This window comes from Brucella sp. LJL56 (assembly GCF_054871705.1).
Genome location: NZ_JBTXLQ010000003.1, coordinates 1 through 16,094, shown reverse-complemented (window position 1 = coordinate 16,094; position 16,094 = coordinate 1). Strand labels below are relative to the sequence as shown.

Genomic DNA, 16,094 nt, shown 5'->3' with positions numbered 1-16,094 from the left:
TTCGCCGTCTGAAAGTCAACTTTCCGGCCTATATTCAAAAGCTTGTGCAGTCGTCGGCGTCGACGGCAGTCACAGAACAATCGAAACGGGTCCGTAATCTCCGATTGTGAAAATGCAACGCTGTGGCGAATTTGAGAGGGAATCGAGCAATTACAAATTGATGATCGTGTGGTTTGAAAGCCCCATGTTGCATTGCTTAACTGAACCGGAAACATTATGTGAGATCACACTGCGGTAATAAAGTTTCGATAAACGGTCCGCAGTTTCAAAAGTTGGTTTATCGTTTGTGAGGTTTCATGCCTGAGTTATGGCAGTGGGTTTCCGCTTTCGCTTTTTCGATTGGTATCATCGTAGCGGCGCTCGTTTATCTCAACATGTCAAACCGCGAAACGCCGGGCGATGCGTTTAATCTGTTCACGAAGGTTGGTGCAGTTGCAGTGGCATTCGTTGCCGCTTTTGCAAGCCTTGCTGCTGCCGCTATTATTGATTGAACCCGCGGCTCATATTTTCAGCGAAGACACCGCAGCTTCGCTTTTATGTACATAATCATTGGCATCCTGTTGGCGTTGGAACAGCAGAATAAAAAGCAAATCCGTCAGAACCAGTTGCGCGTCGCGCGCCGTTATTGATGATGAGCGAACACGCTCTTCGTCGGCGACCGTGTACAGGCGAATATCGGCGATTTTATTGAGCGGGTTCTCGTTGAGGCCCGTAACAGCGATTACGGTCGCTCCCCACTTCTTCGCCTGTTCGGCGATGCGCAATGTTTCGATGCTCGTTCCAGAGTAGGAAAGGGCAAACAGAACATCGCCCTCGTGCAAGGTCGAGACATTGGCCATCTGGATATGACTATCACTATCGTGCATCACGTTGCGGCCAAGTTTCATCAGCTTGTAAGAAAAATCGCGTGCGACGAGTGACGATGCACCGACACCGGCCAGGTGGATACGCCGGGCGCTGATGAGGGCTTGCAATGCACCGTCGATGCCTTGTTCATCATTGGCGGAAATCGTTTTCTGCATGGATTGGAGCTTGCTGCCGATCAGCTTCTGCAGCACCGTGATATAGCTGTCGCCGGTCTCGATCGTGCCGTGGACCATCCCGGCCGGAACCTGCCACTCTTTGGCCCGAGCCTCGCTGACGGCAAGCTTAAGTTCCTGATAGCCGTCAAAACCGAATTTCTGACTAAATTTGACGACGCTCGACTGGCTGCGCCCCGTCGCTTCCGCCAATGCAGAGGAGGAAAGCCGCAACACCTGTTCCGGATGGTCGATGATGAACTGGCCGATCTTTCGGTCTGCAACAGTCAGTTCATTTAGTTTGGCGTTGATTTTTTGCAGGATCGACATGTGCGATTATTCCCCATTCCGGCGTCGGAGGGTTCGATATTCGGTTGCCTTGATCCATAAGACAACCCAAATTGATTTGGAATATAAAATTCCTACATGTTAAAAAATGTGGAATGAGCTAACTCTCTGTAAGCGAGGACATGGTGGCAAGACATGGAACGATTGCGAATTGTCGGCGGAAAACCCTTGCAGGGTGCGGTGAGTATCTCCGGTGCGAAGAATGCCGCACTGCCTCAAATCGCGGCTTCCCTGCTAAGCCCATATTCTGTTGAACTCACAAACCTTCCTGCGGTCAGTGATGTCGAAAACATGCTTAATGTCGTGCAATCGCATGGGGCACAGATTTCCTGTGCGCCGCACTCAACGACAATAACTGCGACAGATCTTGTTATAGGAGAGACGCCTTATGACACAGTAAGGCGGATGCGTGCGACGGTTCTGGTGCTGGCACCTTTGTTGGCGAGACTGGGTAAAGTTCGTGTTTCCTTGCCGGGCGGATGCGCCATTGGCGCGCGTCCTGTCGATATGCATCTGAAAGCGCTCGCCACGCTTGGCGCAAATGTTTCCATTGATCGCGGCTGGATTGTCGCTGCGACCGATAATGGCCTGATCGGGAGCCGCATTGTTTTGCCTGCACCTTCCGTCGGTGCGACGGCAACGGCGATGATGGCGGCAGCCTCGGCCCGTGGCGAAACCGAAATACTGAATGCAGCTCGTGAGCCTGAAATTGCTGATCTTGCTGCATGTCTGAGCGCCATGGGAGCCCAGATTGAAGGAGCGGGTACACATCGCATTTTAGTTCAAGGCGATACATCGTGGCGGCCTGCACGTCACCACGGCATACCGGATCGCATCGAGGCAGGTACTTACGCTGTTGCAGCGGCTATTACCGGCGGCACTCTCGAACTGACTCACGCCCGTCTTGAACATCTCGCTTCTGTTGTGCAAGTGCTTGAAACCATAGGCGTCAGTGTATGGCCAAGCGATCGCGGGCTGGTTATTTCGCGCAACGGCTCCTTGCGTGGTGCTGATCTGACGACCGAACCGTATCCCGGTTTTCCCACCGATCTGCAGGCCCAATTTATGGCACTGGCAGCTTGTTCCGAAGGCGCCTCACTCATCCGTGAGACGGTGTTCGAAAGCCGGTTCATGCATGTGCCTGAACTGATGCGGCTTGGCGCGGACATCAAACTGCAGGGGACGACCGCGTTGGTGCGCGGCGGGCGCCCGCTACATGGCGCACAGGTCATGGCGACGGACTTGCGGGCATCGGTTTCTCTCGTTCTGGCAGCACTCGTTGCCGAGGGAGAAACTGTCGTTAATCGCATCTATCATCTGGATCGCGGATATGAGCAGCTTGACCGCAAACTGAAGCTTTGCGGCGCAGATATAGAACGGCTGTCAGAATGATGTCGGACGGGATAGGAAAAAATCGGTTCTATCTTGGTGTGGATGGCGGCGGTACGGGCTGCAGGGCCCGGCTGGAAGATGAAGCTGGCAATGTTCTGGGGCAGGGGTTATCCGGCCCGGCGACAACACGCCTCGGAATAGAGAAAGCCTGGGAATCTATCGCGCGAGCATTCGATGCAGCAATTAGCGAGGCGGGTCTGGAGGTGGAGGAGCTGTCAAGAACGCATGTAGGTGTGGGACTTGCAGGCATAGGCAGACAGGGTGCGCTCGAAGCGCTTCAGGCCATATCGCACCCATTTTCGAGTATTCATTTCATGAGTGACGGCAAAGGCGCTTGTCTCGGTGCACATTCGGGTAATGACGGAGCTATCGTTATTGCGGGAACCGGTTCGATCGGCCTGGGCTTCGTGAATGGCGTCGATATCCGCGTTGGAGGCTACGGCTTTCCCATCTCAGACGAAGGCAGTGGTGCCTTTCTGGGGTTGTCAGCGATTCAGCGGGCGCTTCAGGCCCATGATGGACGTATTGAACGCACGCCACTTCTCAACGAAGTCATGGAGCGTTTTAATCAAAGCCCGATGGAGGCGGTCGCGTGGATGGACCGGGCCACTGCCACGGAATATGCATCTCTTGCACCTATGGTCATGCGCCATGCGGATCAGGGTGATGCAGCAGCGCGCCAGATCGTTCAAGCTGCTGCGGGTCATATAGATACTATCGTGCGCGTACTTTTCGAAAAAGGGGCACCTCGCGTTGCGCTGATCGGCGGGCTTGCTACTCCACTCGAACCGTGGCTGGCGCCGGATGTCCGCCGGCGACTCAAACCTGCCGATGGCGATGCTGTTTCAGGTGCGATCATTCTTGCTCGAAATATGGTGATCTCCAGTTGAGCGCAAACGTATGGCACTCATCGAATGGGAATAATTTATTCCATTGTGTGGTTGACTAAGGGAATTTATAATCTTACCGTTCGTTAACCATATGGCAGCGGATCCTGAACGCTGTTCTATAAGCAGGCAGAGGCATGACTGAACAGGCTTTGTTATCTGAGCTGGAAAGGCTGGTTTCAGAAGAGCGAAATCCGTCCACGATGGATATCGATCTTTTGTCGAGCCTCGCTATTGTACGTCGTATCAACAATGAGGACCATCGAGTTCCGACTGCCGTTGAGAATGTGTTGCCTCATGTCGCACAGGCGGTCGATAAGATTGTCGAAGCATTTCGATCGGGCGGTCGGCTGATCTATATGGGTGCTGGAACAAGCGGACGCCTTGGTGTCCTCGATGCATCGGAATGTCCGCCAACTTTCAGCGTACCAGAAGGTATGGTGATCGGGTTGATCGCTGGCGGTGTGAATGCGCTACAACATGCAATCGAAGGGGCAGAAGATAACCCGTCGTTAGGCGAATCTGATCTGCGCGATATCGGTTTGGCTCCGCACGATGTCGTTGTAGGAATCGCAGTCAGCGGACGCACACCCTATGTGATCGGCGGCTTGGCCTACGCAGCATCAATCGGTGCCACAACGGTGGCTTTGTCCTGCAATCCCAATTCGACCATTGCGACTATGGCCGAAATTGCCATATCGCCGGTTGTCGGACCTGAAATATTGACAGGTTCTACGCGTCTTAAATCCGGTACGGCGCAGAAACTGGTTCTCAATATGCTGACGACGGCGAGCATGATCCGAATCGGCAAGACATACGAGAATCTCATGGTGGACGTCAGCGCCACCAACAAGAAGCTTGTCGCGCGTGCGTCACGAATTGTTATGCAGGCAACCGGTTGTGGGGCGAGGGAAGCGAAACGCGTTCTCTCCGTGACGGACAATGACGTTAAGCTCGCAATTCTCGTGGTCATCACGGGAATGCCAGTGGATGAAGCAAGAACGGCATTAAAGAATGCTGGGGGATTTCTTAGACAGGCAATAAATGCCAATAAAGTGTAAGCCGAAGCGGGGAAGCAGTCGGACATTAGCATTGCAGTAATTTGCGAGGGAAGAAAATGGGAGCGAGTTTCAAAAAGAGCCTTGTTGCGGGTGCCGCCGCAATAGCGATGAGCATTGGGAGTTTTGGTGGATTGGGTGTTTCGGCGGCATTTGCCGCGACACTCCGGATGGCTTGGTCGCAGGATGCCACCGGCCTCGATCCACATAAACAACCAGCATTTTCATCGATTCGCCTGTTGGAACTTATCTATGAGCCGCTTGTCCGTCTTGGTTCGGACCTTCAAATCGCACCTGCCATTGCACAGAGTTGGCATTTTTCCGATGGCGGCAAGATTCTCACATTCAAACTCGACAAGAATGCAAAATTCCAGAACGGACAGCCGGTAACGCCTGCCGATGTGAAAGCATCTTTCGAGCGTATTCTGGATGAAAAGACAGGCGCAGTGGCACGTGCCAATTTCGGTTCTATTGCTGCTATTGAAACGCCGGACGCCGAAACGGTTGTCTTTAAGCTTTCTCAGCCAGATGTTCCGTTGTTGGCAGCTATTGCCAGCATCAATGCGGCGGTAGTTCCCGAAAGTGAGATCAAGGCTGGCAACATCGGCACGAAGGCCGTTGGATCAGGGCCATTCATCCTTGAGCGCTGGGAGCCAAATTCCAAGGAAGTGCTGAAAGCCAATCCCGACTGGGCGGGCGGTAAAGTAGCAGTTGATGGTATAGACATCAGTGTTCTACCGGATGAAACAGCAATTCTTGCGGCGCTTCGCGCCAAGCAGATCGATTTCGCTCTCCTCAACGACCCGCTGGTCGCAACGATGGTGCCGCGTGAGAGCACGCTGGAACTGGTGCGCACACCGGCACTAGCCTATCACGTGTTGCAGCTAAATCCCTCGCGCAAACCAATGACAGAGCTGGCCGTGCGCCAGGCCATTTCCTGCGCTGTTGATCGCCAGGATGTGCTCGACACCGCATTGCTTGGTGAAGGCAAGGTGACAGGTCCCTTGACCATGCCCACCTATGCGAACGATCCGAACACGCTCTTCTGTTACAAACGCGATATCGAAAAAGCGAAGAAGCTGATGGCGGATGCCGGTTATGCGGATGGCTTTTCGGCAACCATCATAGCTGCAAATGGAGAGCCAGCAACCGCTGCGGCTGAAGCTCAGGTCCTCCAGTCGCAACTCGCCGAAATCGGCATCAAGCTCGATATCCGGATGATGGAACTCAACGTCTATGTCGATACATGGCTGAAGGGTGATTTCGACATGGCCGTGGCTTTGAACGGCGGTTCGGCTGATCCCTATACGATGTATGGTCGTTACTGGACCAAGGCGGGAAATCTTCAAAAGGTCGCGCAGTATATCGACGATACGCTCGATGATCTGATGCAAAAGGGAAGAGTTGAGACCGATCCTAAAAAACGAAAGGTGATCTTCACCGATTTCGAAAAGCACATAACGGAAATTTCTCCATGGGTTTGGCTCTATACGGCCAACAACTATGTTGCTCACCAGAAGAATATTACAGGTTTTGAGCCTCGCGCCACCGGTTCGCTATTCGGCGTAACCAAGCTGCAGATTGGGCAGTGATGTCATGAAATCCGCCACGCCTTCATCAGGAAGGCGTGGCTTTCAGTTGCCTTCCTTAACGGCAGGCCGTGAGTAATCTGACATGAATTATCTGACACGTCGGCTGCTGACATTTCCCCTGGTCATGCTGGGGGTGTCGATCCTTGTCTTCGTTTCGATCCGTATGGTTCCGGGCGATTCCATCACGGCAATGCTCGGAACGGAGGCTGGATTACTGACGCCGGAACAACGGCAGTCACTGGCGCAATATTTCGGCATCGATCAAAGCTGGACTACACAGTACTGGCGCTGGCTCGGTGACGTGTTGCAGGGTAATATGGGAGTGTCTGTCACATTCGGAAAGCCGGTTCTGACAGTTATTCTGGAGCGTTTTCCGCTGACGCTGCAACTGGCATTGATGTCGATGACTATCGCGTTGATTGTCGGTCTCCCGGCTGGGGTTTATGCGGCTACGCGCAACGAGAAAATGTCCGATCTTGCGGTTCGTATTTTTGCGATGATTGGCCAGTCGACGCCAAGCTTCGTTCTCGGTCTCCTCTTCATTTATATTCTTTCTGCAGGCTTCGGCGTACTGCCCGCCATGGGCGAATTCACGCCGCTATGGGTAAATCCGTGGCAGAATTTTTTGCAGATGATTTTGCCTGCCATAACGCTCGGCTTCGCATTTGCAGCGTCGGTTACACGCATATCACGTTCGGCAATGCTGGATGTTCTCAGCGACGATTATGTTCGCACAGCCCGCAGCAAAGGTGCTTCGGCCCGCGCTGTCATCTGGCGGCATGCATTGCCCAATGCACTTATCCCGGTCGTGACGTTGAGCGGCGTGGAATTCGGTTATCTTCTGGGTGGGGCTGTGCTGGTTGAGCAGATTTATGCTTTACCGGGGCTGGGACGTATGGTGCTTGATGCCATTTTGCAGCGCGATTATGCGCTGGTGCAGGGTAGTATTCTCTTCATCGCCTTCAACTTCATGATCGTTAATCTGCTGGTTGATCTCCTCTACGTCACGCTCGATCCGCGCATTCGTCTGGGAGAGAACTGATGCAGATAGTGCGGTCCGTTCTTGCTCATCCGAGTGGCCGCATTGGCGGCCTCATTGTGCTGGTCTATCTGATTGTAGCGTGCCTCGGTTATTTTGGTTTCACGCCGCATGACCCGTTGTTGCAGTACCGTATAGACAGGCTGCGCCCTCCAGGTGCTGCCCATTGGATGGGAACGGACCTCTTTGGGCGTGACGTGATGAGCCGCCTGATGGCTGGTATTGCACAATCTTTCGTCGTCGGTTTTTCAGCAGTCGGAATGGCTGCTTTTGCTGGTACTGTTCTTGGATTGACTGCAGCCTGGTTCGGGCGCTGGTGGGACGGCACCGTCATGCGTGTGATGGACGTGCTGCTGGCATTCCCGGCAATTTTGCTTGCGCTTCTCATCATTGCCGTGGTCGGGCCGGGAACCGGGACAAGCATTGCTGCCATTGCCATTGTCTACACCCCGATATTCACGCGGGTTGTGCGCGGTCCGGCATTGTCGATCAAAACGCGCGAATTCGTAGATGCGGCACGTACGTTCCACAGCAGCAACCGTTATATCCTTTCGCGCCATCTGCTGCTTAATCTGATCGCGCCTCTGACTGTGCAAATCACTTTGGCGCTGGCCTGGTCGCTGCTAACAGAGGCAGGCTTAAGCTTCCTCGGTCTCGGCACTCAGCCACCTGCTTCGTCGCTTGGCCTCATGCTGGCAGATGCGCGTAATCTCATGGAAACCGCGCCATGGCTGCTGGCCTTTCCGGGGCTGGCGATCATGATCGGTATTCTTGGCTTCAATCTTCTGGGTGACGCCCTGCGTGACATTCTCGATCCTCGAATGCGGAGGATCGCAGCATGAACAAACTTATATCCGTCTCGAATCTTCGTGTCGGGTTTGGCCGAAATCCGGAAGCGAACGAGATTGTGCGTGGTGTGAGTTTCGATCTCGCCGCCGGAGAAACGCTGGCGATTGTCGGTGAAAGTGGTTCGGGCAAATCGGTCACCGCTTTGTCGATCAACCGTCTTGTGGATTTCGGTGGAGGTCGCATTATCGACGGAACGATCAAGCTGAACCGCGCCGATGGCACCATGATTGATCTGGCTGTTGCGAACGAAGGTGAGTTGACGAGAATCCGTGGTGCAGAAATCGGCATGATCTTTCAAGAGCCGATGACGTCACTCAATCCTGTGCTCACGATCGGCACTCAGATTGAGGAATCGTTCCGTCTCCACCGCGGGCTTACTGGAAGGCAGGCCGCTTCCGCAGCCAGAGACGCACTTGATCGTGTGCGCATTCCAGACGCTGCACGACGTCTTAAATATTGTCCGAACCAGCTTTCGGGCGGTATGTTGCAGCGGGTGATGATTGCCACAGCGCTTGCTTGTAATCCACGTCTCATGATTGCCGACGAACCGACCACCGCGCTTGATGTTACGGTACAGGCGCAGATTATGGCACTGCTCGCAGAGCTGAAACGCGAAACCGGCATGGCGATGATTTTCATCACCCATGACATAGGGCTGGTCGCAGGCATGGCCGACAAGATCATGGTGATGCAGCATGGCGAAGCGGTCGAACAAGGTGAGTTGAGTGCCGTGCTTGATCGCCCGCAGCATCCTTACACGCAACATCTCCTGAAGGCCGTGCCGCATTTTGAAAGTGGTAATGCAGTGCGAACCGATAATGCACGCGCAGAGCGCAGCGCAAGGCCAATTCTGGCTGTGGAAGGGCTCACGGTTCGTTTCCCCGTAAGGGGTGGCTTTCTCGGCCGCAAACTTGGTGCAGTTCATGCAGTGGAGAGCGTTGATTTCGATCTTGTTCCGGGTGAAACACTCGCTGTTGTGGGAGAAAGTGGTTCAGGCAAGTCAACGACTGCGCGGGCGATCCTCGGACTTGTCAAAGCCTCACGTGGCAAGCTTGATGTCGGTATAGCAGGCACCATTGATGCCCGAAGCTCCACTTCAGTGCAGATGGTTTTCCAGAATCCCTATGCATCGCTCAACCCGCGCCTTCGTATCGACAGCATCCTTGCTGAGCCGGTTATCGCTGCTGGCGGGCGCGATGGGCCGGAAACGCGGCAGAAGATGCTGCAGCTACTCGACCGTGTGGGATTACCCACAAACAGTCTGGAACGATATCCGCATGAATTCTCGGGTGGGCAACGCCAGCGGCTTTGCATCGCCCGCGCGCTGATGCTTAGTCCTTCGGTGGTGGTGCTGGACGAAGCTGTCTCCGCGCTCGACGTTTCAGTACAAGCCAAAGTTTTGGAATTGCTAATCGATCTCCAGAAGGAACGCGGCCTTGCCTATCTGTTCGTATCGCACGACATGGCGGTGGTAGAGCGCATCGCGCACCGAATCGCAGTTGTTTATGCCGGGCAGATCGTGGAAATCGGCGATGCCGCATCGGTTCTTTCTGCGCCGAAACATTCCTATACGAAGCGACTGATCTCTGCTGTTCCAAGCATTGATCGGCGTAATGAACATTTTACCCTCGACACACGGCAAGTGCCGTCGCTCGTTCGCCCACTCGGTTATGAACCGATGCCGGCTCATTGGCAGACATATGGTCATGATCACATGGCCCGGACCGAGGCTTAGTCATCATGGCAGAACTGAATGTCCGCCACCCTGTCGATACCGCCTTTACGGCTCGCTTTGAAAATGCGTTCCGTCTGCTGACGGAAGCGTGTGATTCAGGGCGTATTCCGGGTGGGGTGTTTGGAATGGTCGATCTCTCCGGGCACCGGGCTGTCCGGGCGACCGGTTATGCACAGGTCATCCCGACCCGACGTGCGATGACAACGGATACATGGTTCGACCTCGCATCGCTGACGAAGGTGATTTTTACGACTCCCCGCATCTTGGCGCTGGCCGAGGAAGGAAACATTGATCTCGATGCTCCATTGGTCACTTTGCTTCCAGATCTCAGGCAATATGATAACGACGCCTGGGAGCGCAAAGTCACCTTTCGCGAATGTCTTGGTCACCGGACACCATTTCCATCGGTCGAACCCATCTACACCTATGGGCGGGATCCGGAATTGTTGCGCGCATTTATTCTGCAGCGTGAATGGCGAAAATCCACACCGGTTTATTCGGATATCAATTTCATCCTGCTCGGCTTTGCGATGGAAAGACTTTACGGCAAAACCATTCGCGAGATGGATCCTGGTAATGGGTTTGCTTTCTCAGCGGAGGCCGAAATGAGCGCGGCCACCGAAGATTGTACATGGCGCAGTCGCGTACTCTGTGGAGAAGTGCACGACGACAATTGTTCGGCATTGCAGGGTGCTGGCCATGCGGGTCTATTCGGTACGGCTGCTTCCATACTCGATTTCGCAATTGGCTTGCTCGATGGTAGTGGCGCATCGCAAAATGCCATCAGCTTGATGCGCCAGCCATTGTCCGCGACCCGCACGCATGGCTGGGAAAGGCCCTATGAGGGCTGGTCAGGCGGTAACTTCAATTCGACGGACACGATCGGTCACACTGGTTTCACGGGAACCGGCTTGTGGATCGATTTTGAAGCGGGTAGGGCATGGACCTTGCTCACCAACCGCATCCATCCGACGCGCCATTCCGACAGCGGTATCCTTGCGCTGCGGCAGGGCGTCGGCGACGCAATTTCATTGGGATAGGAGACGTTATGCAGCCAATATGGGCCGTCGGCCTGATGACGGGCACCGTGCTTGATGGAAACATCGACGTTGCTCTTTTGAAAACTGATGGTGAAACTATTGCAGAATTCGGCGCTTATGCGTTGAAACCCTATCCGCGCTGGATTTGTGATCTTTTGGAACAGGCGCAAGCCGAGGCCCGCATCTGGAATTTTGAGGGGCCAGAGCCTGCTGTATTTGCCGAGGCCGAGGAAGCGCTGACACGCGCGCAGTCCGCGGCTGTGCGGGAATTGGTCGAGGAAAATGGATTGTCGATGGCGGACATCGGCGTCGTCGGTTTCCATGGACAAACAGTGCTGCATCGCGCGCCGCAAGCAGGCAAGCTAGGCGACACCCGGCAACTTGGTGATGGTGGCTTGATGAGCGAGCTGCTCGGAACCCGAGTAGCCTATGACTTCCGGACAGCGGACATACGCGCAGGCGGGCAGGGTGCTCCACTCGCGGCTGTGTATCATGCGGCCTTGTTGCGCGGTGCCGATGCGAGCGGCAGTACAGCAATACTCAATCTTGGCGGTGTCGGTAACATTACGTGGTGGGATGGCGATGATGTGCTTGTGGCATTCGATACTGGCCCCGCCAATGCGCCGATCAATGACTTCATGAAGAAGCATGGATTGGGCGAAATGGATCGCGACGGGGCGCTGGCTGCAAAGGGCAAGGTAGACGAGATGCGGCTAGCTGAACTGCTCAAGCACCCCTATCTATCTGCTCCGTACCCCAAGTCGCTGGATCGATTCGATTTTACCGAGGCCATGGCCGATGGACTTGGTGAGGAAGATGGCGCGGCGACATTGACTGCGTTCACGACCTCTGCGGTGGGCAAGGCCCTGGATATTCTGCCGCGTCGACCGAAACGACTTGCAGTTAGCGGTGGTGGGCGTCGCAATCCGACCATGATGCGCATGTTGGTTGAGCGTGCGAATGTGGAACTCGTCCCTGCCGAAACACTTGGCTGGCGCGGCGATGCTGTAGAGGCTGAATGCTTTGCTTTCCTTGCAGTGCGGGTCTTGCGCGGCTTGCCGATCAGCTTTCCGAGCACGACCGGAGCTCCAGAGCCAATGACTGGAGGGCAACTGGCCGGTTGAACAGACGATATTCGTCGAATTTCTTCAAAGGGTAATGTTACTCACGTTGCCCTTTTTCTTTTTGCCGGATGTACTGAAGTGTTTTCAGTTGATGCGGAAGTGTTGAAACTGATCTATCCAATTGTTTTCATATATTATTTCACGCAAATCCGTTCTGCGCTTATGCTGGAAATCTGCTGTGTTGGATTCACAGTGCGCCCATCTGCGACGGCATGGTAAAAGCGTTACTATCGTATAAAGCGATCAAACAGCAGGATAACTCGCGGGCCGCGATCATTTGAAGTTACGTTGCGTCACACTTGCTGCTGATATTTCATTTTTATTGCATATGAACATGAAAAAATACAAAACTCATGCGATCTTCACGTTGATTTAGGCAATTCTCTTTATTGGTCTAATTTATCATGGAGAAATGCAATGAAACTCATCCGACTCTTTTTCTGTCTGCTCTTGCCTTTCGTCTGGTTATCCGGGGCGGCTGCGGAGCCGTTGGCCAAGCCGATGGGGAAGCCGATCCTGGTCATATCCGGCAATATCACTAATACCAATGTTGGTGATACTGCGCAATTCGACCGGGACATGCTGGAGGCTATCGGTTTGGTGACCGTAGAAACGGCTAATCCATGGTACGATGGCCGCGTGCGTTTCGAGGGCGTATCGATGGACAAGCTTATGACGCTTGTCGGCGCTAGGGGAACGAAAGTGACAGCGGTAGCGTTGAATGACTATGTCAGCTCGCTACCGATGGAGGACTTCAAGAAGTTCAATGTTATTCTTGCTATGAAGCGGGATGGCAATTACATGGCGGTTCGCGATAAAGGACCATTGTTTATAATCTACCCATATGACAGCGACCCACAGCTCCAAAGCCAGACCTATTACACACGTTCCGCGTGGCAGGTTGCCAAGCTGATAGTTGAATAGAGGCAAAGTGTGAGACGAATTCTAGGCGTTATTATCTGTTGTTTCGTGGTGGCAACGGCCTACATCGCCTATGTCATTGCCGAACGACAGACAGCGCTTCAGAAATTCTCCCGTTACAATGACTCCTGGGCTGTTGGGCAGACGGTGTCGGAATATATGCGGCTTGAACATGTTCTGGCTGGTTATGCCCTGAATTTGAACGAGGACACACATGACGAAGTACGCCTTCGTCTCGATATTATGCTCGGTCGGCTGGAGTTGCTACAGCAGGGTAATCTGCGTTCCTTCATTCAAGATGATCCACAGCGGCGCGATCTGTTTTTGAAGCTGAGCGACGTTCTGCAGACACTTGATGTCCAACTGGATAAGCTCGACGCAGAGGGAATCAAAACCCTTCTGCAATCAATGAGTACACTTGACGGGCCAATGACGGCGCTCGCGTCATCCGCAGTCGAATATGACGTTGGGCTTATCGATGTCGCGCAGGCTGAAGTTCGCCAGCTACATCTCATCTACACCGGATTGGCGGCGGGTCTTATTCTTTGCGGTGTGGTGCTGGTTATTCTCCTACTTCGTCACAATAAGCTTCTTGATCGGGCCCACGGTAGCATGCAGCGCCTGACGAGCGATCTCCGGCAGGCGACGGGTGAACTGCAGTCGCAGAATTTTCGGCTTGAGCACGATGCGCATCACGACGCTCTGACAGGATTACCCAATCGTGTCCTGTTCCGGCAGGATTTGGAGAAAAGGCTACAGGCCGCGCAAGCCGGAAGCCAGTCAGCCATTATTCTTCTTCTGGATCTCGACGGCTTCAAGGACGTCAACGATACACTTGGGCATGACGTCGGTGACGCGCTGTTGCAGGCAGTTGCGCGGCGTCTCACCAAGCTCGGCGAACGTGGTGACATGGTATGCCGACTGGGCGGAGACGAGTTTGCCCTGCTTTCAACAGGGCTGAGGGAAGAAGAAGCTCTGGAGCTTTCGGATCGTCTAATGGACGCGATCAGCCAGCCTTATCATGTTGGCGAACTGGAAATAAAAATCGGAACCTGTGTCGGCGTTGCAATTTCCCAGGGTGAACCGGACACAGAAGAACTTTTCAAACACGCTGATCTCGCGCTCTATGAAGCAAAGGCACTCGGGCCTGGTCATGCAAGTGTGTTCAAATCGCAGATGCAGACGCGCTTGCGGGAAAAGAAGTCATTCGAAGCTGACCTTCAGAAAGCGTTGGAGAATGGCGAAATGGAGGTCTATTATCAGCCGCAGGCTTGCACCATAACACGTGAAATATGTGGTTATGAGGCGCTGCTCCGTTGGACTCATCCTATCCGTGGCTCTGTTTCACCCGTTGAATTTATTCCGGTCGCCGAAAAGATCGGCTTCATTCATGCTCTTGGAGACTGGGTGCTCGCCACAGCCTGCCTGGAAGCCGCCCATTGGAACAGGCAGCTCAAGATTGCGGTCAATCTCTCTCCTGTCCAGTTTCGCAGCCTGAACCTTATTCAGAGCGTAGTTGGTGCGCTTGAGCAAAGCGGACTTCATGCGGAGCGGTTGGAACTCGAGATTACAGAATCGGTTTTGCTGGACAAGAACGAACAGACCTTGAGCACACTACGCCAATTGAAGGCGTTGGGTATCCAGATTGCGATGGATGATTTCGGAACGGGCTATTCGTCGCTCGGCAGCCTCAGCGGATTTCCATTCGATAAGATAAAGATTGATCGGTCTTTCGTGCGCGATGTGACAACGCGACCGGATGCTCTTGCTATTGTCGAGCTCGTAACCGGGGTGGGGCGGAGCCTCAGAATGGTAACGATTGCAGAAGGCATTGAGACCGAGGAGCAGTTTGAGTGTCTTAAAAGATTGGGATGCGATCAGGTGCAGGGCTATCTTATAGGTAAGCCGATGCCGGCCTCAAAACTTAAACATCTTCATGATCGCAGTGGACAGGCTGCGAAGGCAGTTGGCCAGGCTTCAGATCGTTGATGGTGCCATGCCGTGGCAACTGGCATAAGCTGCACAAATCAGTTTATGTTCACATACGGGTTGCATCGCAAAGTTACGTTGCGATGTGTTGAATAAGTCGGGGCATTCTCTGCTACGACGTTTGATATGATACTCTAATGCTGGGGAATTGGGGCGCAGGAATTGCTGAAAGTACATGGGATTAACGTACCGATCGCATCCGACGAAGTGTCACCTGTTATATGGCAGGCTTTGACGAGCGGGAGCTACGAGGCCAAGGAAGCGCGGTCCATTTTCAAGGCGGTGAAGCCGGGCGACCGCGTGCTGGAGTTGGGTTCGGGTATCGGGATCATCACATCCATTATCGCAAAGATTTCAGACGTGTCGGTTTGGGCCTTTGAGGCGAATCCATCTACGGCGGCACTCGCTCGGCGCGTTATCGACGCTAACTGCCTCAATAATGTTGTGCTTTCGCAAGGTATCTTAACGGCGGGTGAGCCTAGCTCCTTCCGCTTCTATGTGCGGCGCGACCTCTGGATGTCATCCATGGATGAGAAGCAGGGGCCGTATGAGCACGCTATCGAGTTATCCTCGATCAATATTGACGAATTTATTGTTTGCCACGGTATCAATGTTCTCGTCATGGATATTGAAGGTGCTGAGCGCGATCTGCTCCAGAGTGCCGATTTGAAAGGTGTGGAACGCATTTTCCTTGAATTGCACGATCACCTTTATGGCTTGGCCGGAATTCGCGACATGACGCACGCGCTCGCAGCCAAAGGATATGCATATGATCCGCGAGGTTCCCACGGACCATGCGTATTGTTTGCCAAGGATGACGGCATACGCGAATACGAACCCGATTAAACTAAGCGTGTTTTTCAAAAGGGCCGCTTTTAGAGCGGCTCTTTTTGTTTGTTGGTCTGTGGAAAGAAAATTCCTGAATTTTTGCGAAACTGCGTTGACAGTTTGGAATGATGGGGTCTATATGGCGCCACAACGAGGGCGGCGACGCTGCTAGCGGCAGGTTGGTTCGTCCGTTGAGTTGGTTGATTGGGTTTGGCGGTGACGTTGGATTTGGTTGGCTGGCGGCATTGACGGGATGAGAGTTCTGTTGATGTA

Annotated in this window: 15 protein-coding genes; 13 read left to right on the top strand and 2 right to left on the bottom strand. The window is 53.7% G+C overall.

The genetic code is table 11. The features are described from left to right. Positions 1 to 296 precede the first annotated feature (296 nt). Entirely contained in the window at positions 297 to 491 is a 195-nt protein-coding gene (locus ACYSN1_RS12075) for a hypothetical protein (protein WP_461725900.1), read from the top strand. A gap of 9 nt (positions 492 to 500) precedes the next feature. Here the strand turns inward: ACYSN1_RS12075 and ACYSN1_RS12070 are convergent, their stop codons facing one another. Then, positions 501 to 1,349, bottom strand: coding sequence for a MurR/RpiR family transcriptional regulator (locus ACYSN1_RS12070; RefSeq protein WP_140022556.1), 849 nt, complete (start codon positions 1,347 to 1,349; stop codon positions 501 to 503). A gap of 153 nt (positions 1,350 to 1,502) precedes the next feature. Between ACYSN1_RS12070 and murA the strand changes: the two genes are divergently transcribed. The 12 genes from murA (at position 1,503) to ACYSN1_RS12010 (ending at position 15,839) form a co-directional block, all read left to right on the top strand. After that, positions 1,503 to 2,759 carry a UDP-N-acetylglucosamine 1-carboxyvinyltransferase gene (murA, locus tag ACYSN1_RS12065; RefSeq protein WP_461725899.1) on the top strand — a complete coding sequence of 419 codons (1,257 nt, stop codon included), beginning with the start codon at positions 1,503 to 1,505 and terminating at the stop codon, positions 2,757 to 2,759. Then, entirely contained in the window at positions 2,756 to 3,649 is an 894-nt protein-coding gene (locus ACYSN1_RS12060) for a glucosamine kinase nucleotide-binding domain-containing protein (RefSeq protein WP_461725898.1), read from the top strand. The genes murA and ACYSN1_RS12060 overlap by 4 nt, the downstream gene beginning before the upstream one ends. 134 nt (positions 3,650 to 3,783) lie before the next feature. After that, positions 3,784 to 4,707, top strand: coding sequence for an N-acetylmuramic acid 6-phosphate etherase (gene murQ, locus ACYSN1_RS12055; RefSeq protein ID WP_461725897.1), 924 nt, complete (start codon positions 3,784 to 3,786; stop codon positions 4,705 to 4,707). A gap of 56 nt (positions 4,708 to 4,763) precedes the next feature. Continuing rightward, a complete protein-coding gene (locus ACYSN1_RS12050; RefSeq protein WP_461725896.1) occupies positions 4,764 to 6,296 on the top strand; it encodes an ABC transporter substrate-binding protein in 1,533 nt (510 codons plus the stop codon). Between the two features lie 82 nt (positions 6,297 to 6,378). Next, positions 6,379 to 7,338: an ABC transporter permease gene (locus ACYSN1_RS12045; RefSeq protein ID WP_461725895.1), complete on the top strand. Its 960-nt coding sequence runs from the start codon at positions 6,379 to 6,381 to the stop codon at positions 7,336 to 7,338. Then, positions 7,338 to 8,177 carry an ABC transporter permease gene (locus tag ACYSN1_RS12040; RefSeq protein ID WP_461725894.1) on the top strand — a complete coding sequence of 280 codons (840 nt, stop codon included), beginning with the start codon at positions 7,338 to 7,340 and terminating at the stop codon, positions 8,175 to 8,177. Before ACYSN1_RS12045 ends, ACYSN1_RS12040 begins: the two co-directional genes overlap by 1 nt. Beyond that, positions 8,174 to 9,919 (top strand): ABC transporter ATP-binding protein, encoded by a 1,746-nt coding sequence (locus ACYSN1_RS12035; protein ID WP_461725893.1) that lies wholly within the window; start codon positions 8,174 to 8,176, stop codon positions 9,917 to 9,919. The genes ACYSN1_RS12040 and ACYSN1_RS12035 overlap by 4 nt, the downstream gene beginning before the upstream one ends. A 5-nt stretch (positions 9,920 to 9,924) precedes the next feature. Next, the gene (locus tag ACYSN1_RS12030; protein WP_461725892.1) at positions 9,925 to 10,959 is read left to right on the top strand and encodes a serine hydrolase domain-containing protein; all 1,035 of its coding nucleotides are present in this window, start codon (positions 9,925 to 9,927) and stop codon (positions 10,957 to 10,959) included. Positions 10,960 to 10,967: 8 nt separating this feature from the next. Beyond that, a complete protein-coding gene (locus ACYSN1_RS12025) occupies positions 10,968 to 12,083 on the top strand; it encodes an anhydro-N-acetylmuramic acid kinase (protein ID WP_461725891.1) in 1,116 nt (371 codons plus the stop codon). Positions 12,084 to 12,500: 417 nt separating this feature from the next. After that, the gene (locus ACYSN1_RS12020) at positions 12,501 to 13,007 is read left to right on the top strand and encodes a putative pterin-binding protein (RefSeq protein ID WP_461725890.1); all 507 of its coding nucleotides are present in this window, start codon (positions 12,501 to 12,503) and stop codon (positions 13,005 to 13,007) included. A gap of 9 nt (positions 13,008 to 13,016) precedes the next feature. Continuing rightward, positions 13,017 to 14,993 (top strand): putative bifunctional diguanylate cyclase/phosphodiesterase, encoded by a 1,977-nt coding sequence (locus ACYSN1_RS12015; RefSeq protein WP_461725889.1) that lies wholly within the window; start codon positions 13,017 to 13,019, stop codon positions 14,991 to 14,993. A 162-nt stretch (positions 14,994 to 15,155) separates the two neighbouring features. Then, on the top strand, positions 15,156 to 15,839 hold the full coding sequence (locus ACYSN1_RS12010; RefSeq protein WP_461725888.1) for an FkbM family methyltransferase: 684 nt from the start codon (positions 15,156 to 15,158) through the stop codon (positions 15,837 to 15,839). 1 nt (position 15,840) lies between these two features. Here the strand turns inward: ACYSN1_RS12010 and ACYSN1_RS12005 are convergent. Next, positions 15,841 to 16,094: hypothetical protein (locus ACYSN1_RS12005; protein WP_461725887.1), on the bottom strand; the 254-nt coding region annotated here is incomplete at its 5' end.